18 protein-coding genes, 1 tRNA gene and 2 pseudogenes are annotated in these 22,997 nt (G+C 53.2%); 13 read left to right on the plus strand and 8 right to left on the minus strand.

Annotation, left to right across the window (positions count from 1 at the left end):
- Positions 1-8 precede the first annotated feature (8 nt).
- A complete protein-coding gene (locus AC4G46_RS11850) occupies positions 9-464 on the minus strand; it encodes a YhjD family protein (protein WP_491128094.1) in 456 nt (151 codons plus the stop codon).
- A gap of 168 nt (positions 465-632) precedes the next feature.
- On the opposite strand from AC4G46_RS11850, the gene AC4G46_RS11855 reads away from it, so the two are divergent.
- The 3 genes from AC4G46_RS11855 (at position 633) to AC4G46_RS11865 (ending at position 3,249) form a co-directional block, all read left to right on the plus strand.
- Positions 633-716: transfer RNA gene (locus AC4G46_RS11855), tRNA-Leu, on the plus strand.
- A gap of 188 nt (positions 717-904) precedes the next feature.
- Positions 905-1,930 (plus strand): ROK family protein, encoded by a 1,026-nt coding sequence (locus AC4G46_RS11860; protein ID WP_491128095.1) that lies wholly within the window; start codon positions 905-907, stop codon positions 1,928-1,930.
- Between the two features lie 119 nt (positions 1,931-2,049).
- Positions 2,050-3,249 carry an MFS transporter gene (locus AC4G46_RS11865; RefSeq protein ID WP_491128855.1) on the plus strand — a complete coding sequence of 400 codons (1,200 nt, stop codon included), beginning with the start codon at positions 2,050-2,052 and terminating at the stop codon, positions 3,247-3,249.
- A 10-nt stretch (positions 3,250-3,259) separates the two neighbouring features.
- Here AC4G46_RS11865 and AC4G46_RS11870 read toward each other — a convergent pair.
- A pseudogene (locus AC4G46_RS11870) lies at positions 3,260-4,127 on the minus strand (SDR family NAD(P)-dependent oxidoreductase).
- 131 nt (positions 4,128-4,258) lie between these two features.
- Here AC4G46_RS11870 and AC4G46_RS11875 point away from each other — a divergent pair.
- Complete coding sequence (locus AC4G46_RS11875; protein WP_491128856.1) at positions 4,259-4,717, plus strand: MarR family winged helix-turn-helix transcriptional regulator; 459 nt, start codon at positions 4,259-4,261, stop codon at positions 4,715-4,717.
- A 51-nt stretch (positions 4,718-4,768) separates the two neighbouring features.
- Positions 4,769-5,677: a GNAT family N-acetyltransferase gene (locus tag AC4G46_RS11880; protein ID WP_491128096.1), complete on the plus strand. Its 909-nt coding sequence runs from the start codon at positions 4,769-4,771 to the stop codon at positions 5,675-5,677.
- A 79-nt stretch (positions 5,678-5,756) separates the two neighbouring features.
- Here the strand turns inward: AC4G46_RS11880 and AC4G46_RS11885 are convergent, their stop codons facing one another.
- On the minus strand, positions 5,757-6,602 hold the full coding sequence (locus AC4G46_RS11885; protein WP_491128097.1) for a YihY/virulence factor BrkB family protein: 846 nt from the start codon (positions 6,600-6,602) through the stop codon (positions 5,757-5,759).
- 154 nt (positions 6,603-6,756) lie between these two features.
- Between AC4G46_RS11885 and AC4G46_RS11890 the strand changes: the two genes are divergently transcribed.
- Positions 6,757-7,683, plus strand: a complete 927-nt coding sequence (locus AC4G46_RS11890; protein WP_491128098.1) for a hypothetical protein — start codon at positions 6,757-6,759, stop codon at positions 7,681-7,683.
- A 110-nt stretch (positions 7,684-7,793) separates the two neighbouring features.
- Here the strand turns inward: AC4G46_RS11890 and AC4G46_RS11895 are convergent, their stop codons facing one another.
- Entirely contained in the window at positions 7,794-8,663 is an 870-nt protein-coding gene (locus AC4G46_RS11895) for an SDR family NAD(P)-dependent oxidoreductase (protein WP_491128099.1), read from the minus strand.
- Positions 8,664-8,884: 221 nt separating this feature from the next.
- Here AC4G46_RS11895 and AC4G46_RS11900 point away from each other — a divergent pair, with 221 nt between their 5' ends.
- The 3 genes from AC4G46_RS11900 (at position 8,885) to AC4G46_RS11910 (ending at position 11,598) form a co-directional block, all read left to right on the plus strand.
- Positions 8,885-9,394 (plus strand): MerR family transcriptional regulator, encoded by a 510-nt coding sequence (locus tag AC4G46_RS11900; protein ID WP_491128100.1) that lies wholly within the window; start codon positions 8,885-8,887, stop codon positions 9,392-9,394.
- Positions 9,395-9,498: 104 nt separating this feature from the next.
- Complete coding sequence (locus tag AC4G46_RS11905) at positions 9,499-10,602, plus strand: glycerol dehydrogenase (RefSeq protein ID WP_491128101.1); 1,104 nt, start codon at positions 9,499-9,501, stop codon at positions 10,600-10,602.
- A gap of 84 nt (positions 10,603-10,686) precedes the next feature.
- Positions 10,687-11,598 (plus strand): divergent polysaccharide deacetylase family protein, encoded by a 912-nt coding sequence (locus tag AC4G46_RS11910; RefSeq protein WP_491128102.1) that lies wholly within the window; start codon positions 10,687-10,689, stop codon positions 11,596-11,598.
- On the opposite strand, the gene AC4G46_RS11915 is transcribed toward AC4G46_RS11910, so the two are convergent.
- On the minus strand, positions 11,585-12,358 hold the full coding sequence (locus tag AC4G46_RS11915) for an N-acetylmuramoyl-L-alanine amidase family protein (protein WP_491128103.1): 774 nt from the start codon (positions 12,356-12,358) through the stop codon (positions 11,585-11,587). The genes AC4G46_RS11910 and AC4G46_RS11915 overlap by 14 nt on opposite strands.
- A gap of 187 nt (positions 12,359-12,545) precedes the next feature.
- Between AC4G46_RS11915 and AC4G46_RS11920 the strand changes: the two genes are divergently transcribed.
- Positions 12,546-12,734: a YqzE family protein gene (locus tag AC4G46_RS11920; RefSeq protein WP_491128104.1), complete on the plus strand. Its 189-nt coding sequence runs from the start codon at positions 12,546-12,548 to the stop codon at positions 12,732-12,734.
- A gap of 229 nt (positions 12,735-12,963) precedes the next feature.
- Here the strand turns inward: AC4G46_RS11920 and AC4G46_RS11925 are convergent, their stop codons facing one another.
- The 3 genes from AC4G46_RS11925 to AC4G46_RS11935 form a co-directional block, all read right to left on the minus strand.
- Positions 12,964-14,040 carry a hypothetical protein gene (locus AC4G46_RS11925; protein WP_491128105.1) on the minus strand — a complete coding sequence of 359 codons (1,077 nt, stop codon included), beginning with the start codon at positions 14,038-14,040 and terminating at the stop codon, positions 12,964-12,966.
- Between the two features lie 154 nt (positions 14,041-14,194).
- Complete coding sequence (locus tag AC4G46_RS11930) at positions 14,195-15,259, minus strand: YqhG family protein (RefSeq protein WP_491128106.1); 1,065 nt, start codon at positions 15,257-15,259, stop codon at positions 14,195-14,197.
- Positions 15,256-17,001: a DEAD/DEAH box helicase gene (locus AC4G46_RS11935; RefSeq protein ID WP_491128107.1), complete on the minus strand. Its 1,746-nt coding sequence runs from the start codon at positions 16,999-17,001 to the stop codon at positions 15,256-15,258. Before AC4G46_RS11935 ends, AC4G46_RS11930 begins: the two co-directional genes overlap by 4 nt.
- A gap of 332 nt (positions 17,002-17,333) precedes the next feature.
- Between AC4G46_RS11935 and AC4G46_RS11940 the strand changes: the two genes are divergently transcribed.
- From AC4G46_RS11940 to AC4G46_RS11950, 3 genes and pseudogenes are all read left to right on the plus strand, one after another.
- The gene (locus AC4G46_RS11940) at positions 17,334-21,104 is read left to right on the plus strand and encodes a ribonucleotide reductase barrel domain-containing protein (protein WP_491128108.1); all 3,771 of its coding nucleotides are present in this window, start codon (positions 17,334-17,336) and stop codon (positions 21,102-21,104) included.
- 291 nt (positions 21,105-21,395) lie between these two features.
- A complete protein-coding gene (locus AC4G46_RS11945) occupies positions 21,396-22,427 on the plus strand; it encodes an NAD-dependent epimerase/dehydratase family protein (protein WP_491128109.1) in 1,032 nt (343 codons plus the stop codon).
- 259 nt (positions 22,428-22,686) lie between these two features.
- A pseudogene (locus AC4G46_RS11950) lies at positions 22,687-22,848 on the plus strand (response regulator); the annotation flags it as partial.
- Positions 22,849-22,997: the final 149 nt, after the last annotated feature.

Below are 22,997 nucleotides of genomic sequence, written 5' to 3' on the forward strand. Positions count from 1 at the left end.
GATAACCATCAGATGGACATAGCCATCTGTTCAACGCTCTCGTTCTTGGGCAGTACGGCGAGCTCGGGATTCAGTCCGAGATAAGCGCGCATGCGCTGCATCATCTCATTACGGAAGCCCGGCCACTGGATGTTGATCTCGCCGGTATAGCCCCGGCAGGCATAGGAGGCTTCTACTCCGCGCTGATCCTGACGGATCGTGGTGATCTTCAGATTGTGGGAGGTCAGCTCACGGGTTACCTCCTGCAGCATCAGCGAAGTCTTCTTGGTTGCGCCCGTAACCAGCTCCATGTAGAGCTGGGGAGTCTTAAATAAACCGCTCTTGCCGATTACCCGGCAATCACGCTCGAATACTTTATGAATAAACGTCAGCAGCAGATAGCTTCTCACAAGGGACAGTTCGTCTTTGGTTATATCTTCAGGGATAATTGGTGTGTTCAGAGTGGTTCTGGTAGTAGTCGCCATATAAATCACCTCATTTATAGTATGCGAACTTTTGTTCTTATTATACCTTAAATTTATAATGAAAAGCAATAATTATCCAAAAAATAATGAAAATAAAAAAATGTTGACTCTTATGTCCGTACATGGTAAGATCTATCTTGTGGCCGCGAGAGTGGCACAACAGAATTTGCGGTCGTGGCGGAATTGGCAGACGCGCACGGTTCAGGTCCGTGTGGTAGCAATACCGTGGAGGTTCGAGTCCTCTCGACCGCATCCTAATGAAGAAAGACCCGTAATGCCTTAGGCAATTGCGGGTCTTTTTTTGCGTGAAATGCGCTTTAGTTATATCCCCGTATTGATCTGTTGTTTATAGCCGCCCCCTTGACAGCAGCGCCCAAAGCCATTATATTTGCACTTATTAAAAGAGTTGTAATAACTCAGGGAACAGGAAGGGGCCAACCATGCCAATATCCCACAACACCGCTCAAGTCAAGAAGATTAATGTTGAGCTGGTCAAAAATACGCTGAAGGCTGCCGGTACAGGCACGAAGGCGTCAATCGCCAATATGACGCGGCTGAGCGTAGCCACTTGCGGCAGTATTCTGAATGAGCTGGTCCGCAGCGGTGAGGTGATTGAACTGGAGCTGGAGGAATCGAGCGGCGGGCGTCCTGCCAGGCAGTATATGTTCAATGCTGATTATGCCTGTGTACTGTGTCTGATGGTGAAGACGGAAGGCGGCCGTCATTCCATAACCTACCTTATTGTCAATCTGGCAGGTGATCAGGTGGAGGAGGGGACCCGGCATTTTGACTATATTGATGCCGATACTATTCATTCTCTGGTCGGTGAGCTTGTCGGGAGACACCGCAATGTAAAAGCAGCCGGCATCGGCATTCCGGGAGTCGCGCACCGCGGGGTTATCGGAATTTGTGATGTGGCTGCACTTGCCGGGGTGCCGCTGGGTGAGCAGCTTAGTGAGATGTACAATATGGACATCATCATCGAGAATGATATGAATGCTACAGTGTACGGCTTTTATCAGCTTCAGAATCTGGAGGAGGATCAGCCGTTTGCCGTGGTAACCTTTCCTGACAATCATTTTCCGGGAGCGGGCTTTATCGTTAACGGGCGCATGGTGACGGGCTCGACCAATTTTGCAGGGGAGATCTCTTATTTTCCGGTTGGCCTTTCACGGGAGGAGCAGCTGAAAAAGCTGCATAGCAAGGATACGTTCGTGTCTGTAGCAGCTCATATGCTGTCTTCCATCATAACGGTCCTTAATCCGGTTTCCATTGCGGTCACAGGCGATTTGACCCATCCTTCGATGACAGAGGAGCTGCTTGACGGCTGCCGGCAATACATACCGGAAGAGCATCTGCCAGCGCTGCTTATCAAGAACAATACACAGGAGGAATACAAAACCGGCCTAACTGCGCTTACGCTGGAGAGTCTCACTTACCGGCTGCAGCTGGTGGAACGGAAATAACGGACGGGTTCACGCAGTCCCTTTGTCCATTGTTATACTCATTTGTCCAATAACATCAAATTCTTCAGGAGGCCATCAAGTTGAAACAGCGCACAACCTCATTTAATAAAACCTATGCCATGCAGCTTGTGACGATCTTTTTAGGCTTTATTATCTTCGGTATTTCGGAAAATATTAAAGGACCGGCTATCCCGCGGATTCAGTTTGACTTTGCTTTGAACGAGGAGCAGCTGGGCAGTCTGCTGTCCCTGAACGCCCTCGGCTATCTGATCGCCTGTTCATTCACCGCTATACTGGTGCGCAAGTTCGGAATCAAGGCGACAAGCATCATGTCCTTTGCCTCCATGCTGCTGTCCGGTATTTTTATCTTTGTATCCCATGCCTATCCTGCGTTCGCGGCATCTTATTTCCTGATGTACATCGGTAACGGGATGCTGGAGATTGCCCTGGCTATCCTGGGGGCACGTATTTTTGTTAAAAATGTCGGGACTATGATGAACCTGTCCCACTTTTTCTATGGACTAAGCTCCACAGTTGCCCCGCTGATCGCTACAGGCATGATGTCTGTACACCTTTTTGGCCATGAACTGGACTGGCGGGGAATGTATCTGGTCATGCTCTCGCTCTCGGTGCTGCCGATCCTGACTGCGCTGCGCAGCACCTTTCCGGGAGATGATATGCCGGCTGAGCACCGTACGCCGTTCAAGGAATTAAGACGGGACCCTGCCCTGTGGTGGATGGTGCTGATCCTGTCCTTCGGCGTTGTATCTGAGCTGGCCGTCGGCGGCTGGCTGGTTAATTTTCTGGAGAAGGCATACGACTGGGATACCGTCAAGGCATCCGGCCTGCTGTCAGTTTTCTTCCTGCTGTTTTCGGTCGGCAGGCTTGTGCTCGGACCGGTGACGGACAAAATCGGCTTCACCCTGTCGCTGATTATTTTCTCGGGCTTCTCCGCTGTCTGTACCTTTGCGGCTATTGCAGGGGGAGAGTCCCTGGCATTTCTGTTCGCGGCTGCAGGCCTCGGGATTGCGATGATCTATCCGACCGTGATGGCCTTTATTGCCAAACGTTATCCGGGCGGAAGCGATACAGCTATTACGTTTACTGTTACCATGATGGGACTGGGAAGTGTAATCGGGAACTATGTGATCGGCTTTGTGATCGAAGCGGTGAAGAAGCTGTATGGTGAAAATAACCCGAATGCCCTGCTGCACGGGTTACAGGCGGGATACGGATTTATCGGCCTGTGTGCCCTGCTGTGTGCGGTATGCGCCTTTGTACTGTACCGGTTCCTGAGCAAACGCGGCGAGCTGATCTGACCGGCATCCGTTAATCCCTTTTGCAGAGCAGGTCTTCCGTAGCTTCCCACAGATTTTTCTGCTGTGCTGCATCATTGCCAGGGAAGACAGGTTCAATGGGCCTGCCGGTTCCGACATTGAAATATCCGCCGGTTATCTTACCGTATTCAGGCTCCAGAATGAGCCGGATTATGATATCTGTCCCTCTGCGGGGATCGCCGATATGAAGCCCTTTTAACAGTCGTTCGATTACCCCGGCAAATCTTAGTTCACGACCAAGACCCGTGACGTTAAACCCCGGATTCAGGGCGTTCACAGTGATTCCGCTGCCGGACCATCTGCGGGCCAGCTCAGCGGTGAACATAATGTTGAGCAGCTTGGTTTTGCCGTAAAGCGCGGAGGAGCCGCGTGCTGTAAACGGGCGGGTGTCACTTAAATCCCCTGGCAGCTGCAGCGTTCCATGACGGCGTGAAGCTTCGGGGGCAACATTGACTACCCGGGCCTGCCCGGCCTTCAATAGAGAGGGCTGAAGGATCTGTGTCAGCAGCCAGGGGGCTAAATAATTGACAGCAACCATTTCAGCATAACCTTCAGAAGTGACACGCGGTTCAAAAGCATGGATACCTGCATTGTTTAACAATACGTCGATTGCCGGATGAGAGGTAAGGATTTCTTGTCCGGCTTTGCGGACATCTTTCATTAACGAGAGGTCACCGTAATAAAAGTCGATTTGCGCCCCGGGGGGCTTGTTGTCTGATCTTGAGTGCTGTCGCTTCGGCACGTTCCTTGCTCCGGGCTGTCAATACAAGCCTGAAGCCGTGCTGCGCCAGCGTAGCGGCAGCCAGCTGCCCGAGTCCGCTGGTTGCTCCGGTAATGACTGCAACAGGATTTTTAGACATGGGTTCAGTCTCCTTCATGTGATATAATGGTATCGCGATATAGTTGATATATGTCCATCATAATAATATGGTTGATATATGTCAACTATATTGGGCATTCATTCTGAACTGAAGGAAGAAAGGTGAACAGATTGAGTAGAGATTTCTTGGCTGATGCAGGGAGAGAAGCGCTTGAAGCAGCGCTCGGAGAACAGCTGAACGCGCTGCTTAGCGCGTCCCATGCCATCAATGTGAGGGCAGCGGCCCGGTTCGATGATTCTTTGCAGCCGGCGGCTTTTCACCTCATCCGCTGGCTGTATTCTTATGGCCCGGCCAGTGCTGCGGTGCTGGCGGAATCCACAGCAATGGACCGCAGTTCGGTAAGCCGCCTGATCAAACAACTGGAAGCCTTGGGTTATGTCAAGAGAGAATCGTCTCCGGAGGACGGGCGGGCCATTCTGCTCTCGCTTACCGGGCACGGGCAGGAGAAGATCGCGGAGGCGCTTAAAGAGAAGGGCACTGTTTTTTATGAGCGGATTGCCGGCTGGAAGGATAAGCAGCTATATGATTTTGTTGAAATGCTTAAGCAGTTTAACGGCTTGAACCCTTGAATCCGGGTGAACATAGCTGAAGGTATTTTCTATAGCGCAGGGGGAGAGAATTTGATAATCAAAGCACTGGAGCAGGGTGAAACCGAAGGCTTTCTGGACTATTGCCGGAAACACCGCAGTTTGCTGGATGATTCCTATCTCAGCGATGAAGAGCTTGCAGCGTTTAAACGGAATGCGGAGAATCCGACATACATTGCAGTGAATGAGCGGGGAGATATTGCCGGAGCGGCCTCGCTGATGCTTAATGATTACGCACGCAGAGGGCGGAAGGCGCGGCTTCGGATTCTGCATGCAGAGCCGAAGGACCCGGCAGTGTACCGCGGAATGCTGCGGACGGTGCTTCAGCATACAGCCGGACTGGATAAGCTGAATATTTTTGTCCCGTCCACAAATCCGGATGAGCTGGAAAAGCTTGCTGCCGCAGGGTTCACGGTGGAGCGGTATTCCTATCTGCTTATCCGTGACATCGGGGAGCTGCCAGATGCCGGCGTGCCGGAACCTTTTGATCTGAGAGCGTTTCGTCCGGGGACAGATGAGGATGTATGGTGCCAGGTCAGAAATGCCGGCTTCGCCAGGCTGCAGGGCAGTGAAACGCCGGTAACTCCGGAGATGGTAAAGACAATGACTGCAGGAGCGGAATATATTGAGGATGGAATGCTGCTGCTGTACCACGGGGACAAGGCCGTGGGTGTTGTCCGCGGCTCGGACGATGAATACGGCGGTGAGCCGATTATGAACATCGGCCCGCTGGCGCTTTTGCCGGAGTATCAGGGGAAAGGCCTTGGAAGAGTCCTGCTGCGGGCAGCGCTTCACACGGCAAAGAATAACGGATATAGCCGGAGCATCCTGTGTGTGAACGCAGAAAATGAACAGGCAAAGGCGCTGTATACCGGTGAGGGCTTCAGGGAGGCTGAATCTGCAGTCTGCTTCAGATATGCACTTAACGGATCCGGAGTATAAATACCCGTTACGCACTCTGCGATGAAAGGTGCTTTCCATATGTGGAGAGCACCTTATTGTTATGCGGCGGTATACAAAATCAGGCCCGGATACGCGGAGCAGTCCTGCGGTTCAGCAGAAGCGCATTGATCTCTCCGCCCGCCAGAATGATGATTGAGCTGATATAGAGCCAGATTAACAGGATCATGACCCCGCCAAGGCTGCCGTAGGTTTTGGTGAAATCACTGAACTGATTGACATAGACGGAAAAAAGTACAGAGGTGACGATCCAGCCGACGGTAGAGAAGAGTGCACCCGGCATAACCTCCCTTAGGCGCAGCCTGCGGCTGGGAGCAATCCAGTAGAGCAGCGTGAATACGACGAACATAACGAATAGGGGAACGGCATACTGCAGCAGGTCCCAGAGCTTTTGCAGACCATAAGGCAGATCAGTAAGCAAAAAGACCTGTGTCTTCAGCCAGCTCCCGAATACGAGCAGCAGAATACTGAGCAGCACGACCAGGCCGATGGACAGCGTAGCCAGAAAAGCGATCCCCCTGACTTTCCAGAAGACCCTGCTCTCGTCAATATCATAAGCGCGGTTAAGCCCTTTGATAATGGCGTTGACTCCCTTCGAGGCGGCCCAGAGCGTAGCCAGCATACCAAACGACAGCAGGGCCTGGCTCCGCCCCTCGGAGACATCCTGCAGAATTTCTTCAATGATAGAATAGGCTTCGGCCGGCATAATCCGCTCGAGCTGCTGAATCTTGTCCTCCAGGGAAATATGGGCGTACCCGATCAGCGTCATGATGAAGATGAGGAACGGAAACAGGGAGAGGATAAGATAATAGGTTAATTGCGCACTGACGCCCTGCACATCATCGTTTTTTATTTTGCTGAACAGCTCTTTGGCAAAAGCGTACATTCCGGCGGCATTCTTCTTCATAATTCCCTCCTCTGTGTACTCTATAATATGCACTGGTATGTTTATAATATTAACCTGCTTGAACAACATCACAGTCAAGATGCTGCCTGTCAGGTATATAATACAGGGGTAAGGGCTGCTTGGGCAGCATAAATTGAATAAAAGGGGAATGAGGATGAAGCTTGCACGGGAGGATTTTCAAGGGATCAGAAACTGGTTTTACCGTAATGCCCGACCGCTCGAACTGGCAAAGTGGCAGTTTCATTTCGAGAATGGCGGACAGACTGCTGTGCTGACGGCACTGGGAGCCTTCCAGAATGAAGACGGCGGATTCGGAAAGGCCCTCGAACCGGATGGCTGGAATCCGTATTCCTCGCCGCTTCAGACCGCAACCGGGGCGGATATGCTGATGGAGATCGGGTTTGAGGACAAAGATCATCCCGTAGTGCAGGGCATACTCAGGTATCTGGACAGCGGAGCCGAAATGGATGGTAACACATGGCGGAATGTGATTGCCTCTAACAACGATTACCCGCATGCACCCTGGTGGAATATGGACTCGGACAGCACAGCCCGCAGTATATTTAATCCGACCGCGATCCTCGCCGGCTTCATTCTGCGGTTCGCTGACAGGGACAGTGCGCTTTTTGCACGTGGAGTGGTGATTGTGAAGGAGTTAGAAGCTCTTTTCTTACAGGAACCGGAGATCGAAATGCATCCGCTCAAATGTGTCGTGACGCTGCTAGAGTATATCGCCCTGGCAGGCCTTCAGGACCAGTTCGCTTACGCTGAGATGAAATCAGCCGCTGAGCGGCGGATTAATGCCCTGCTGCAGCGGGATGCCGGTGACTGGACCGGCTATACCTGCAAACCTTCGTTTTTCATTCAAAAGCGGGAAAGCTTGGGCTACGAAGACAATGCAGCTATCGTGGAGAAGGAGCTGGACTATACGCTTGAAAGCCGCAACGGGGAAGGCGTCTGGAACCTGAACTGGAGCTGGGCGGGCTATGAGCGGGAGTTTGCCGTCAGCGAAAATTGGTGGAAGGGCTGGATTGCGCTGGAGAAGCTGCTGTTCTTGCGGTCCTTCGGACGGCTAAACTGAATACGGGTACAATAAATAAGGCGGCGGCGCAGCTGTTCTCCCTGGGGAGACGGCTTGCGGCGCCGCCTTTTATCCGCTGTTAGCAGGATAGCGCTTTTGCTGGAACGCTGTTAGGAGCTTTTACGGATGGCAGAGAACTCTTGGGCATAAATATTGTGGACCTTACTTAGAACGGCAGGGGCATGCTCGGAAAATTTCAGGCCGGATACCTTATCCTTCATCAGGAAAATGCCCGGCTGATCTTTGTGTCTGCCCAAAGCGGCATTATACAGCAGACCGGCGCCGTAGCTCGGATGGTGAAAGAACATTTTCATCAGGGGCTTAATATAGAAGGGCAGGCCTGAATTTTTATTCTTGCGGAGCGTGTTGTTGCCTCCAGGGTCGGCACTGCGGATCATAATGCCCTCGGCAGCGAGCTGCGGCGCGAGTTCCTTCGTCCACAGGGACAGCGCCAGTTTGGAGACCGCGTACGGACCGAACAGCTTTCTGAAGGAACGGGGCCGCTCCAGCAGGGCGGGGTCGAAGGATTTTACACTCAGAATCGCATTGGAGGATGTGTTAATGACGGTCGGAGCAGAACCCTTCAGCAGCAGCTCCTTCAGTTCCATGGTAATAATATACGGGACAACCGTCTGCAGCTCGAAATGCAGCTCACGGCCCTGTGCGGAATAGCTTAGTTCCGAAAAACTGCCTCCGGCATTATTAAAGAGCAGATCCAGCCTGGACTCGCCGGCTTTAATTGCATCCAGGGCCTGGTGCAGACTGGCGAAATCGGTCAAATCCGCGTTGTAAATCCTCAGCCTTTTGCCGGCTGCAGCTTCAGTGATCAGGGGATCACCGGCGGGAAAAGCAGAGCGGATCAGCGCGGCGACCTGCCAGCCCTCGCCCAGCATTTTACGGGTCAGCTCAAGTCCGATGCCGTTGTTGGCTCCGGTAATCAGCGCGGTTCCGCGGCTGGTGCGATTATATTGTTCATTCATTGATATCTCTCCTTCGTTTGAAAATAGGGTCCAGGATAGCGGGTGCGGCAACACCGTGTATCTGATGGTGGGCTCATTCTATAACCTGGAGCCGGCTCCAAGTCAAGGGGTGTTTTGGCGGAAAATGAGGCGCTTGACTTGGAGCTGACTCCAAGTTATACAATAAGTTAATTGGATATTACAGTCCCAAGAATAGGCCGGGAAATTCTGGAGGTGCAGGAATGATAGAGGCGACGGAAGCTGGAATGGAACAGGCAAAAGAAGAATTGGCGAAGGAAGAACAAGCAGGTGGAGTAGAGGAGGGAGCCCAGGAGGGCTATTCCATTAAAAAAGCAGCAGAGCTTACCGGTATTGCCGAGGATACCATCCGCTACTACGAAAAAATCGGGCTGCTGCCCCGGGCAAAGCGCAAAGGGAATACGCACCGGATCTATAGCGCGACGGATGTGGAGCGGATGAAGCTTATTGTCTGCCTCAAAAAAACAGGAATGCCGCTGGATGAGATGCGCCCTTATCTGAGTCTGACCCCGGATTCCGCCCTGAGCGAATACCCGGAGCTGTATGACAAAATCCAGATCCACAAGCAAAATATCATTGATCAGATTGCATCGTTGCAGCAGATCGTGGATTTCATCGACAACAAGGTTAGCGTCAGCGGTATTGGAACCCGCAATGAGAACTGTACACTGACCGGAGATGTCAAACGGATGCCTGCCCGAAAAAATAGATAACTGCCTACTTAAGCTCCATCCCGCCGGGATTGGGGCTTTTTTAATAGCGCAGGGAGCAGTGCTTCTTTACAATGGAGGTCAATTGGAAAAGGGAGGGGATTGGCATGAGACAGGTTACATATGCTCCGTCAAAGTATATTCAGGGAGAGGGCGAGATAGCCAGGCTTGGAGCCTATTGTGTACAAATGGAAGCCGGGGAGGCTTATGCAATAGTAGATCCTTATATTTTGTCGGTATATGGTGAGGAGATCCGGAGCAGCTTTGAAAGGGAGATGCTAGGACTCCGGCTGCGGGAATTTCAGGGCGAGTGCAGCTTTGCGCAAGTGGAACAGATTGTTTCTGAGCTAGATCTTGACAGGATAGGGGTTATTCTGGGGATCGGCGGAGGCAAAACACTGGATACCGCCAAGGCGGTCAGTCACTACGCCAGACTGCCGGTCATTCTGGTTCCGACGGTTGCTTCAACGGATGCGCCGTGCAGCGCAGTATCCGTGTTGTACTCGGAACAAGGAGAATTTGACCGTTACTTATCCCTGCGGCGCAGCCCGGATGCTGTGATTGTAGACACCGGGCTGATCGCGAAGGCACCGGCCCGGCTGCTGGCAGCGGGGATGGGAGACGCGCTGTCGACCTACTTTGAAGCGAGAGCCTGCCGCAGATCGGGCGCTGTCACCGAAGCCGGCGGCGTGGGCTCGACCGCTGCCTTCGCTCTCGCCCGGGCCTGCTATGATACCCTTCTACAGGACGGGCTTTGCGCTCTGGAAGATGTCCGGCAGGGCAGAGCCTCCGCGCAGGTTGCCCGCATTATTGAGGCGAACATTTATCTCAGCGGGATAGGCTTTGAGAGCGGCGGCCTCGCTGCAGCCCATGCCATTCATAACGGGCTGACCATGCTTGAAGAATGCCGGCACATGCTGCACGGAGAGAAGGTGGCTTTTGCCACCCTGGCCCAGCTGATGCTGGAGCAGGCGCCTGAGGAAGAGGCTGCTGCCGTTGCCGGCTTCTGCCGCGGGGTGGGCTTACCCCTTACCCTGGATCAGATGGGGCTTGGAGGTGTTGCTGCGGAGAAGCTTATGGCTGCTGCTGCGGCCAGCTGTGCCGGAGACGGACCGATGGAGAACATGCCGTTTGCGGTAATGCCTCAGGATGTATATGACGCACTGCTGGCAGCCGACCTTTTTGGACGGCAGACTGAGCAGGACTGTTAATTATTGCGCATCCCGCCTGTACATATTACTCCTGCGGATTCCAAACAATGAGAGTATTAGTTACAGATGAAGGAGGCGTTTCTTATGAACAAAAGCCAGTACCCGCTGCTAAGCTGCCGCAAGCTGCTCTCCTATGTTGCCGTTGCTGTCCTTATAACATCACTGACTCCGGGAGCTCCGTCTGCTGCAGGATCAGCAGCTTCTGAAACAGGAGGCGGGGCCGGGACGGTCGTGAAGTTGTCCGGGATCCATGGTGTAGAGTTGACAGGGGATAAGCCCGTACAGGCAGCCCGCAGCAAGGTAGCGATCATCATTGACGATTTCGGCAACAGGATGCGCGGGACAGAGGAGATGTTTGCGCTGCCGATCAAAATTACGGCTGCAGTCATGCCGTTTCTGTCCACCACAGAGGAGGACGCTAAGAGAGCGCATGAACGCGGCTATGATGTGCTTGTGCATCTGCCGATGGAGCCGCGGCAGGGCAAGCCGGAGTGGCTCGGACCGGGTGCTGTGCTGACCAGTATGAGCGACGCAGAGGTTCGGGAAAGGGTGGAAGCGGCGATCGATAATGTCCCTTACGCCATCGGCATCAACAATCACATGGGCTCCAAGGTAACCGGGGATGAACGGGTTATGGGCATTGTGCTGGAGGTCTGCAGGGAGCGGGGGCTGTTTTTTGTAGACAGCCATACCAATTACCGGTCAATAGCCGGTAAGCTTGCCCGTGAGCAAGGTCTTCCTCCGGTGGAGAACCACATCTTTCTTGATGATGTCCATTCTGCAGGCCATGTCCTGAAGCAAATGCGGCTGGTGCAGGAGCATGCACAGGACCAGCGGTTTTGTATAACCATCGGGCATGTCGGCATACAGGGCAAAGAGACCGCCGCGGGCATCCGCAGCGGCATTGAAGAACTGAAGGACAGTGTAGACTTTGTCGGCATCTCGGATCTGGTTAAGGCAGAATGGAAATGGAATGCGAAGCTTACACTTCCATAAGGTAGGCTGTGATCCCGGCGGCGATGGCCTCAGCCAGCTCCTCCTGCCCATGAGGGGTGCAGAGCCGGCTGCGGTCGTCCGGACTGCTTATGAATCCCGCCTCAACGATTACCGTTGTGGCAGTTATCTTGTTAAGCAGATAGAACGGTTTGCCGGGTCTGGGATCGGTCTTCATGCCATACAGCTTGTCCAGCTGATCCTGAATTGACCTGGCCAGCATAAAGCTGCGCCCTTCCTGGCGGTACAGCACCAGCGGCCCGTGCTTGGCGGGTGAAGGCGCCCAGTTAATGTGAACGCTGACGACCACATTCGCAGGCAGTGTCTCTGCCAGCTCCTTGCGCTGGGCCAGATCGCGCAGATGGCGTGATTTGCTGCGCAGCCAGAGGTTCTCGTCGCTGGGGGCGTAATCCCCGGTACGGTTAAGGATGGCGTCGAAGCCGTCACTGCGCAGCAGCAGGAATAGACGGCGGGAAATAGCCAGGGTAATATCCTTCTCGAGAATCTCGCCGTGGGAGGTTCCGCCGTCAATCCCTCCGTGCCCGGCATCAATCAGGATAATCCGCTGATCATGGCCCAGCACCTGGCGGCGTTCATCATTCGGCTGAGGCGACGGGTCCGAAGATGCCTTGTGTGCGGCATCGGCAGGTCCGGCCAGCATCGCCAGCAGTCCCGCTGAAGCAAGCAGAATGGTCCATCTGCGCCATCTCCGGTATACAGCCTTGTTATCAAAGCCGGCAGACCGCAAGCTTACATTTCTCAAGTGTATGACCTCCTTGCATGTTCTACTGGTTCATCCGGTGGAATCTTTGTTAGATTGTGCTGTAAAAGGCAACTCTATACGGGCTGCTGCCGGTTTAGAGAGGTCACCTTTCGAGCACACTAGATCCATAGAGGTCCGGCACAGACCGGATAAAGAATAGCTGTAGATCTAAAAGGAGGTATGGATTATGGCTTCCAGCGGAGATGATCTGGTAAAGTACATCACCGAAAAGGTAGTAGTCTATATGGAGGACCCGCGGGCCAGCAGGGAACGGCGCAAAGCGGAGAAGCAGCCGTGGGCGCAAAAATGGTTCGGCATGCTGCCGCTTGGCCTGTCGATCTGGCGGAGCAAATGGACCCGGGAAAGCCGCAAGTGAACTAAGTATACAAGAAGCACAGCGGTATCTGTGTAAATAAAACAACCTTCCCGGCCGCATTACGGCAACTGAAAGGGAAGGTTGTTTTGTGTTTAGAGATAAGCTTATTTGGATCGTGCGGTCTGTAGAATTGGCGATCTCAGGCGCTTCAGCAAGTGACTCATCCACCAGTTAACACAATCTTTACAGCAGTTACACCTTAACAACAACAGACGCAAAACTTCATCAGCTAACGCAATATTGTAACAGATTCAATCTCAGTCCTGTAAGCTAAATCACTGCCCTGCCCATCGGGAAGCTTGTGCAGAGTTCCCGTCTTTTGCAGCAGGGCAAAGGGCAAATAGCGCCGTCCCTTCACGCCTGTAGCGGCATAGATCACTGTGCGGCTGATTTTGGTGTTCTCCTGGACGGAGGGACGCCAGCTCTGATAGCCGGTGATCATAAAAGGAGCGCCGGTCGTATCATTCGCTCCAGGTGACTGATAGGCCAGGGACCGGCCGCTGCCAAGCAGGACGGCAACATTGCCGCTGTCGACAGCCTTCAGCCTGGAGCTGGCGAGCCACCGGATATCCGCATACGGATCGTCCTGGCCGCCGCTAAGGCTGGCCTGAAGCGGAGACCAGCGGCTGCCGGTGCTGATTACCGCATCGGCTGCCGTCAGCGCTGCCTTCAGGACAGCATCAGCCTTGGCTGAATTCCAGGGCAGAAGCTGCAGGGTTACAGCATTAATATAGTAGGTTTGTTGATCAACGGTCAGCTTCCATACCGGCAGCATGGGAGCATAAAGAGCAGTGAGTTCGGTGTTGCCTGAATAGGATGAGGGAATAAGGGCCTCCTGCACCACAAACTGGCGCAGTTCGGTCAAGCTGTATGGAAGTCCGGTCGTACCCGCACCGTATTCACTGAGCATATAGCCGCCGTTTTCAACAGCAGAGATGATCAGATACCCGATGCGCTGCCCGCCGCTGAGCACATTGATCAGCCAGCTGTGTGTGCCTGGTCCAAGCGGGTAATATTCCGTTTCGGCATTCTTCCATGCTGTAAAAGGTTCAGCTGCAGATAACCTGCTGATTGTATCGGCAGTGAATTCCTGCAAGGTATTGGGTGACGGCAGAGGCTTTATGGAGAGGTCAGGCTGAAGCGCCTGGGAAACGGCTTGCGGCACAAGAATACGGCTGCCCTGGGCGGTTGCTTCACCTGCTGACGGAACCACTGCAGCTGCAGGCAGCAGGGCCAGTCCGAGACACAGAAGGGGAAACAGCCGGCGGCGCCATGGCACTGCCTGTGGTCTTGCAGATGCTTTCATCTCATCATTCACCTTTCTTCTTCCAAAATCATACAGGCTTGTCCTCTACAGCTATTGTAGAAGACAAGCCCTGAAAAGGCTGTTGCTTGCTGTCGCGCGGCTGCGGAGAATTCGGCTTCTTTTTTTGCCTGCTTTTAGCAGACCTGGTCGTATTCTATGAGCTGCGTAGATGAAACAGACCATATGTGACAGCGGAAACTGCGATTTGCGGCTCGTACTGCCAGGCGGTCTCGGTCCGCCGGGCGTTATATTGCTCCTCGATGGCCTGCTTCTTCTCCTCGTCCGGCTCCTTCAGCAGCTCGGAATAATAAAGATCCACGATGCCCAGCTCCAGTCTAAGCCGCTCCCGCGCTTCCTCAGCCCAGCTGTAATCCAGTCCGGCGAGCTGATCTGTCAGATAGCTCTCCAGCCTGTCTGCTCCGCCTGAAACGGTCAGCTCATAGGGCTGGATATGAATATTCTCAGGCAGGCGGGGGGTTAGCTCCAGACTGCCCAGCCTGGTGCCGAAATCAGCGGCAATTCTCCCTGTGGTCAGGGAGATGCCGAGGAAATGCAGCTCCTCCCGCTTCAGGTCGCAGGTCATCTCGACCTTGTAACACACGCCAAGCCAAGGCTCATAGGCTGCCGAGAATAATGTCATGCGCTGTCTGCTGCCGGGGTCCTCGAACAGCTGCAGGCACTTGCCTTCATCTCTTGCAGCGTCCCAGATTTGCTTGAGCCGCTTGCTGCCGTAGGTGACATCCTCACGGCGGATCAGGCCCGGTCCCAGCCGCGGCAGTGCCGGCACGATGCCGAAATAGCGGGCAAGAATGCTGTCCTGCGGGTCCGTGGAAACTCCGGGCGGCGCACCGTTCGGGGAGCCGTTAAAAGCGCCTGCGGCAGGCTCTGACGCAGCCTCCATCTCTGTGCTGCCGGACTGAACCAAGGGTGCTGACGGAAGGTTCATACCGCCGCGCGGCCGGGCAGGGGCTGCAGCTGCCTGGGCTGCGGCATGATCATATTGCTCGGGATCAAATACGAAGGTGAAGGAAAGCGTCTCCGGCTCTGCGCCTGTCCGCTCCACGAAACCCCAGTAATAGGGCCTGTCGGTCAGCATCCGGTCGGCGCGGGGTGAGAGCTTGACCGTTACATGCAGCGGTGAAACCTCGATAACGGTGCAGTCCGTAGCCTCCAGATAATCCATCACATGCCTGCGGACCTCCTGTGCAGTCAGTGTCATGGCGAAACCCTGCTTTCCTGCCGCGTTTCCTGGGACAGCTCACTCAGCGATTCGCCGATATGATCCAGTCCGTTGCGCAGCTCCTCGTCGCTGCGGGCTTCCAACATGATTTTATAAAGGCTTTTTTCCAGGGACTCCTTCTGTTCAAAGCGTTCGAGAATGACATCCAGCCCCCCGATCACCATTTCGAACATGTTTATTTTCTCATGCAGCAGATGAAGGATATGCTCTTCAATCGTTCCCTGGGTAGACAGATTATAGATGACGACATCATTCGTCTGGCCCAGCCGGTGTACCCGGCCGATCCGCTGCTCCACCCGCATCGGGTTCCAGGGCAGATCGAAATTGATCATATGGTGGCAGAACTGCAGATTAATACCCTCGCCGCCCGCTTCGGTGGCAATCATGACCTGGGCGCGTCCGCGGAACAGATCCATCATCCAGTCTTTTTTGCCGCGGTTCATTCCGCCGGAATAAGGCACACACTGCAGCTCGTGATCACGGAAATATTGCAGTAAATACTCCTGGGTGGCCCGGTACTCTGTGAATACGATGACCTTTTCATTCATTTCCCGGATCAGCTCCATCGTCTTCTCCGCCTTGGTGTTCGTCTTGACTGTACGGATACTCTGCAGCAGCTCCATCATCCGGTCACGTTTGGGCGAATCGGCAGGCAGTTTTTTGATCAGATTAACGAGAGTAATGAATACGGCGTCACGGCTGCTGCAGACTTCACGCTGCAGTGTTACAAGGGAGAGCATGCTGCTGAGATTGCCGCCGGACTCCTGATAAGTATCTTTGACAAACGCGGTAACCCCGTCATAGAGTGCCTTTTCCTCAGATGAAAGAGTGAGCGGAATATTGCGTACTTTGCGCTTTGTGAAGGTAACAGGCCCCTCGCCGCGCCGGTTGCGGATCATCACCTTGGAGAGCTCGCCGCGCAGCTGGACCTCGTTCTTCGGCTGACGTTTATCGACGACAAAATTGGCTGCAAAATCACCCTGATTCCCCAGCTGTCCCGGCTTCAGCAGCGTAATCAGATTAAACAGCTCGCCGAGGTCGTTCTGGACAGGCGTCGCGGTGAGCAGCAGGCAGTATTTTTTGCGCAGCTGCTGAACGAACTGATAATTGGTCGATTTCTTGTTCTTCAGCTTATGGGCCTCGTCAATAATCAGCATGTCGTATTCAGCGCTTAACAGAAGCTCCTTATGCGGATCACGCTTGGCTGTATCCAGGGAGGCGACAACGATGTCATTGCTCCACGAATAGGCTTTTTTCTGGGCGACGGCGTTAATTCCGAACTTGGCATTAAGCTCGCGGACCCATTGCAGCACAAGAGAAGCGGGGACGAGAATCAGTACCTTGCCCACCAGACCGCGTACCAGATACTCTTTCAGTATCAGGCCGGCTTCAATCGTCTTGCCAAGCCCCACCTCATCAGCAAGAATGGCCCGGCCGGACATTTCAAACAGTACTTTATGGGCAGTATCCAGCTGATGGGGCAGCGGGGACAGGCCGGACAGATGCTTCGTGCACTGCAGTTCGTCAAAGCTGGTGACAAGACCGCATTGTTCCCCCTGCACAGCCAGCCGGGATAATTTCCAGTCGCCCCAGGGGCCGCCTTTTTCCAGCCTGGATTCCAGATCCTGCAGCCAGTTCCGTTCAAAGGACAGGGGAACCGGCAGCAGCGGAGCGGATATGCCTCCCTCCTGCGGCAAGGAATTGCGGGATAATTGCATCATGTTGCAGCCTCCTCCGGCAAGGTCTCATATCGGAATGCGTAAAAGTAGTATGCTCGTAAAAAAGAGAATTCATAACAGAGACTAAAAAACCGAGATTTTGCCGGAAAATGCTGCCGAAAAGGCTTATTTTTGCGCTAAGGCTTCTATTTTCAAAAAGGAACTCTGGTACAATATGTGGTATAGTGTTAAAGCATGTTTACACAATATATTGTTACAAAAGCTTGAAATGTTGGTTTGCGGCAGGCTTTTTGAGTTAATTTTTTATTGACAAGCCGAAGCTGGCATTATCTGCAGTACTTGTTTTACATATCACATACCGGGAGGTTTTTCTATTGAGTACAGTGGAACCCAGGCAGCGCCTTGAGGGACTGAGCGAGAAAATATTTTTGGACCGTTACGCCTGGAAGGATGCGGACAGCAATAACGCCAAGGTGGGCGATGTCGTGCTGGTGCTGACCAAGGATGACCCGAAATTTCCGACCAAGGAAGTTGGCGAAATTGTCGAGCGCAGCGGACGGATTGTAACCGTAAAGACCCGCAGCGGTGAGCTTGTGCAATCGGATGTGGAGAAGCTTACCCTTAATATAGAGAAGACTCCGGAGGAAATGTGGGACCGTCTGGCTGCGGCCATGGCCTCTGTCGAGAAGACACCTGAACTGCAGGAGGAGTGGACCGGCAAATTCCGTTCCATTCTTGATGACTGGAAGCTCGTTCCGGGCGGACGGATTGCTGCAGGAGCGGGGGCGAGTGAAGAGCTGACCTTGTTCAACTGCTACGTTGTTCCTTCGCCAAAAGACAGCCGTGGCGGGATTATGCAGACCCTCTCCGAAATGACCGAAATTATGGCCCGCGGCGGCGGTGTCGGCATTAACCTCTCCTCGCTGCGCCCGCGCCGGGCGATTGTGAGAGGCGTTAACGGCTCATCCAGCGGTTCCGTATCCTGGGGCGGCCTGTTCAGCTACACGACCGGACTGATTGAGCAGGGCGGAAGCCGCCGCGGTGCGCTGATGCTGATGATCAACGACTGGCATCCGGACGTAGTCGATTTCATCACTGTGAAGCAGACAATGGGGCAGGTGACCAATGCCAACCTGTCGGTGTGCGTGAGTAACAGCTTCATGAAGGCCGTCAAAGAGGATCTGGACTGGGAGCTGGTCTTCCCGGATACGACCGATCCGGACTACGACGAAATCTGGGACGGCGATCTGGATAAATGGAAGGCAGCCGGCCGTGCGGTCATCCCTTACCGGACTGTCAAGGCTCGCGATGTCTGGCATACGATTATCGAATCGGCCTGGAAGTCTGCGGAGCCGGGTGTTGTATTTATGGAGTATTACAACCAGATGTCGAACAGCTGGTATTTCAGTCCGATTATTTGTACGAATCCTTGTTTCCACCCGGACACCCGGATTGCAACAGAATATGGACTTCTTACTATAGAGGAATTATACAAAAAGACGGCTGGAGAATCGTTCCTTGTCGGAACCGATTTGAGACTGGTCGAGCAGGTAAAAGTGGTCGGCGGCCGAAGCTATGAAATTCCGGGGCTGCAGATGAGAAGGGCGAAGGTATTCCCTACGGGAACCAGAGAGACCTTGAAAATTTCCCTGCAAAATGGGGTTGAATTATCTGTAACACCTGAACATCGTCTGTTTACCGATTCCGGCTGGAAAGAGGCTCACGCTTTAACTCCTGACGATCGTGTCTATCTGCAGTCCGGTGAGGGCGGCTTTGCGGCAGAAGACACACTCGGGGAGCAGTGGGGCTGGTTCCTGGGGTGGCTGACCGGAGATGGCTGGATCTCAGGACGCGGCGACATCGGCATGGTATTCGGTGAGGCGGACAGTGAAGTCATCCCGGCACTGATTGCTGCTGGAGAAAGTATTACAGGCGTAACCGCCAAAGTGTTTAACCGGGACAACGGGACAAAGCAGGCATACTGGTGGCGCAAATCGTTCCGTGAGCAGCTTGAAGCCCTTGGAGTCAAGGCTGTCAAAGCGGCGGAAAAAGAGGTTCCGGCCGCACTGTATACCGCTTCGCGCGCGACAGTTGTGGCTTTCCTGCAAGGATTATTTTCGGCAGACGGAACGGTGTATGAGAATGACGAGATGCACCGGACTGTGAGATTGACATCCGCATCAAAGAAGCTTCTGCAGGGGGTTCAGTTGCTGCTGCTTAATTTTGGGATTAACAGCTCTATTTATAACCGTCCAAAGAAAGCACAGGCTGTCTTTACTTACACAACTCTAAGTGGAGAAGAGCGAACCTACGAGGGCAGCGGATTCTATGAGCTGATTCTAAGCGGAAACAACATTGTGCAATTCAAGGAAAAGATCGGCTTCAAGCTGATCACCAGAAAACAAGAAGCGTTGGAACGGATCGCCAGACCTTCGCGCAAATCAGAGAAGTTTATGTCCAAAGTCGTTGGTATTGAGACTGGAGAGGTTGTAACGGTCTATGATATCACCGAGCCTGTAACGCACTCGCTGATTGCCGGCGGAGTAGTTGCACACAACTGCGGTGAGCAGGGGCTTCCGGGCTGGGGCGTCTGCAACCTGTCGGCGGTTAACCTGTCCAAATTCTATGATGCCGAGAATCATGATGTGGACTGGGCGGATCTGGCGAGAACGACCCGTTATTCCGTCCGTTTTCTGGACAATGTTATCGACAAGACGCCGTATCATTTCCCGGAAAATGAAGCGAACCAGAAGCTGGAGCGCCGCGTAGGTCTCGGTACGATGGGCCTGGCCGAGCTGATGATCAAGCTGAATATCCGCTACGGCAGCCCGGAATCTCTGGAATTCCTGGACAAGCTCTACGGCTTCATGGCAAGAGAGGCCTATCTGGCTTCTTCGGCCATCGCAGGTGATAAGGGATCCTTCAAGGCCTTTGATGCAGAAAAATATCTGCAGAGCGGATTTATACGCAATATTGCCGATGTGTATCCGGAGGTTGGCGAATCCATCCGTAAGCACGGTATGCGTAACGTTACTGTTATTACACAGGCACCGACAGGCAGCACTGGTACAATGGTCGGTACATCGACCGGGATTGAACCGTATTTTGCCTTCAAATATTTCCGCCAGAGCCGGCTCGGCTATGACGAGCAGTTCGTGCCGATTGCACAGGAATGGCTGCAGGCCAATCCGGGTGAGGAGCTGCCGGAGTACTTCGTAACCTCGATGGATCTGTCTGCCAAGGACCATATCCGTGTGCAGGCGGCGATTCAGCGCTGGGTGGACAGCTCGATCTCCAAGACAGCGAACTGCCCGTCCGACTTCACCGTCGAAGAAACGGCTGAGCTGTATGAAATGGCCTTCGACCTCGGCTGCAAAGGCGTAACGATCTACCGCGACGGCAGCCGCGATGTTCAGGTGCTGGAAACGTCGAAGAAGGAAGACAAGAAGGACGAACCAGCCGCAGCAGAGCCGGCTGCAGTTGAGCCTGCTCCTGCACCAGCACCGGCTCCGGTAGTGGCGGCAGCTCCGGCACCACAGGCGAATGTGGTCGACAAGCAATACAAAAAACGCCCGCAGGTGCTGCGCGGCGCTACCTATAAAATCAACACGCCATTCGGCATGGCGTATATCACCATCAACGACCTGGACGGCATTCCGGCCGAAATCTTCTTGAATGTCGGCAAGGCCGGCTCCGACGTCTTCGCCATGGCTGAAGCCCTGGGCCGTGTCTGCTCGCTGTTCCTGCGCTACGGCGACCACGGCGAGAAGGTCGAGCTGCTGATCAAGCATCTCAAAGGTATCGGCGGCTCCGGCGCCATCGGCTTCGGCGCGAACCGTGTCGAGTCCATTGCCGACGCGGTAGCCAAAGCCCTCGAAACGCATGTGCAGAACAACGCACATGACGACCACGTGGCCGCTCCGATCGCGGCCACCCTGGAGCTCGATTTCAATGAGGCGCTGAGCGCCGAGCTGAAATCAAGCGTGCCAGCCGCGGCTCCTGCGGATGCCGGGCACGGAGGCCATGGGGCGCATAGCCATTCGGCGGCATCGCGGGATCTCTGCCCTTCATGCGGAGGTGCATCGCTTATTAATATTGAGGGATGCAAGACCTGCGGAAATTGCGGGTACAGCCGGTGCGGGTGAGTTGTTGATATCCGAAATTCCAAAATTAGTTGGAAAATGAATAGGTATGCATCTCTAAAATGTATACCCAAACAAGCCCAGACCGTTATAGGTTTGGGCTTGTTTTATTGCTGATTAACCCTTTTATTTATATCATCCTCCAAGGAATGATCTTTAATTAGTTTCATAATGCAATCCATATTTATATTAACAATTCTCAAACATCTCGTTATCAACTTGACAACAACTTCCCGGTAGAATGTAACCAACAAGTGAGACATCATTTGAATCAAGCATGGAGGGAAATCTACTATGAATACAAATACTATCTATCTACTGACCGGAGCAGCCGGACTATTGGGAAACAATGTTGCCGCTTCACTGATTGCCCAGGGTAAGCAGGTCCGGGCGCTTGTCCTGGAGGGAGATCCGGCAGCACAGCATATACCCGCCGAAGCAGAGATTGTCACAGGTGATGTGACGGATCTTTCTTCACTGGAAAGATTCTTTACTGTAACGGAGGGTACCGAGCTCATTGTCATTCATTGTGCAAGTATCGTATCAGTGTCCCCGCTGCCCAGCCTGAAAGTTTACGACGTGAATGTTACCGGCACACAGAATATCGTTGATCTCTGTATTTCCCGCAAGGCCAAGAAGCTGGTATACGTGAGCTCGACAGGTGCTATTCCAGAATTACCGCATGGGGAAATTATCCTCGAGCCGGAGATTCTGGATGCGGAAGCGGTTGTCGGATACTATAGTAAAACCAAAGCACTCGCGACCCAAATCGTCCAAAGAGCGGTAAAGGAACATAATCTGGACGCATCCATTGTTTATCCTTCCGGCATATGCGGGCCCAATGATTACGCGTTCGGACCGGTAGCACATTTGATTATGCAATACTGCGAAGGGAAAATGTCAGTCGGCTTTGAAGGCTCCTTCAATTCTGTAGATGTACGCGATCTGGCGGAAGGGGTTATCGCTTGCACAGAGAAAGGAACCAAAGGTGAGGGGTACATTATGAGCAATGAAATGGTGCCGATCCGCCGGATGTTTGACCTTATTAGTGCCGCAAGCGGTGCGCCGAGAGTAGAAAGCATTTTACCGGCAGACGTCATGCTATCCAATGCTGCACAAACAATACCTGATGGACCGGATAAAGAAGCCCAACTGGCGACACTGAAATTCGGACTTTATAATATGGTACGCAATAATAATTTCTCATCGGAAAAGGCCCAGATAGAACTCGGCTACCGTACCCGATCCTTCGATGATACCATTACGGATGAAGTCCGGTGGCTTATCAACATCGGCAAAGTGCTTGACCGTACGGCAAACGCCTGAAACTGCAAATAATAAAGAAGGGTAGCGCGTTAGCGCCGCCCTTCTTTATTATTTGTAATTATTCGGAAATCGCCGGAATCCAAACAAAACTCTAACAACCTTATGATATTCTTATAAGAAAATAACGCACGGGAGCGCTGCTGATGTTTAAGATACTGGTTGTGGAAGATGACAAGGAAATTAACTATGGGTTTGTTTATTTCTCAAACAGAGCGGATATGAAGCGGTAGGCTGTCTTGATGCTAATGAAGCCTACAATGCGATGTATGCAGGGGCATTTGACCTGATTATATCCGATATTATGATGCCAAAGATTGACGGATTCGAATTTGCCGAAACTGTAAGGCGTTTAAATCAAGAGATTCCCATCCTTTTTGTGACAGCACGGGACGACCTGACCTCCAAGCAGAAGGGATTTCGCGCGGGCATTGATGATTATATGGTCAAGCCAATAGAGCTGGATGAACTTATTCTGCGAATCAAGGCACTGCTGCGCCGCGCAGGAATTGCCAACAGTAAACAGCTGACTATAGGCGGGCTGGTCATCAATGCGGAAGAACGCTCAGCCAG

Source organism: Paenibacillus sp. fava2, assembly GCF_058313675.1.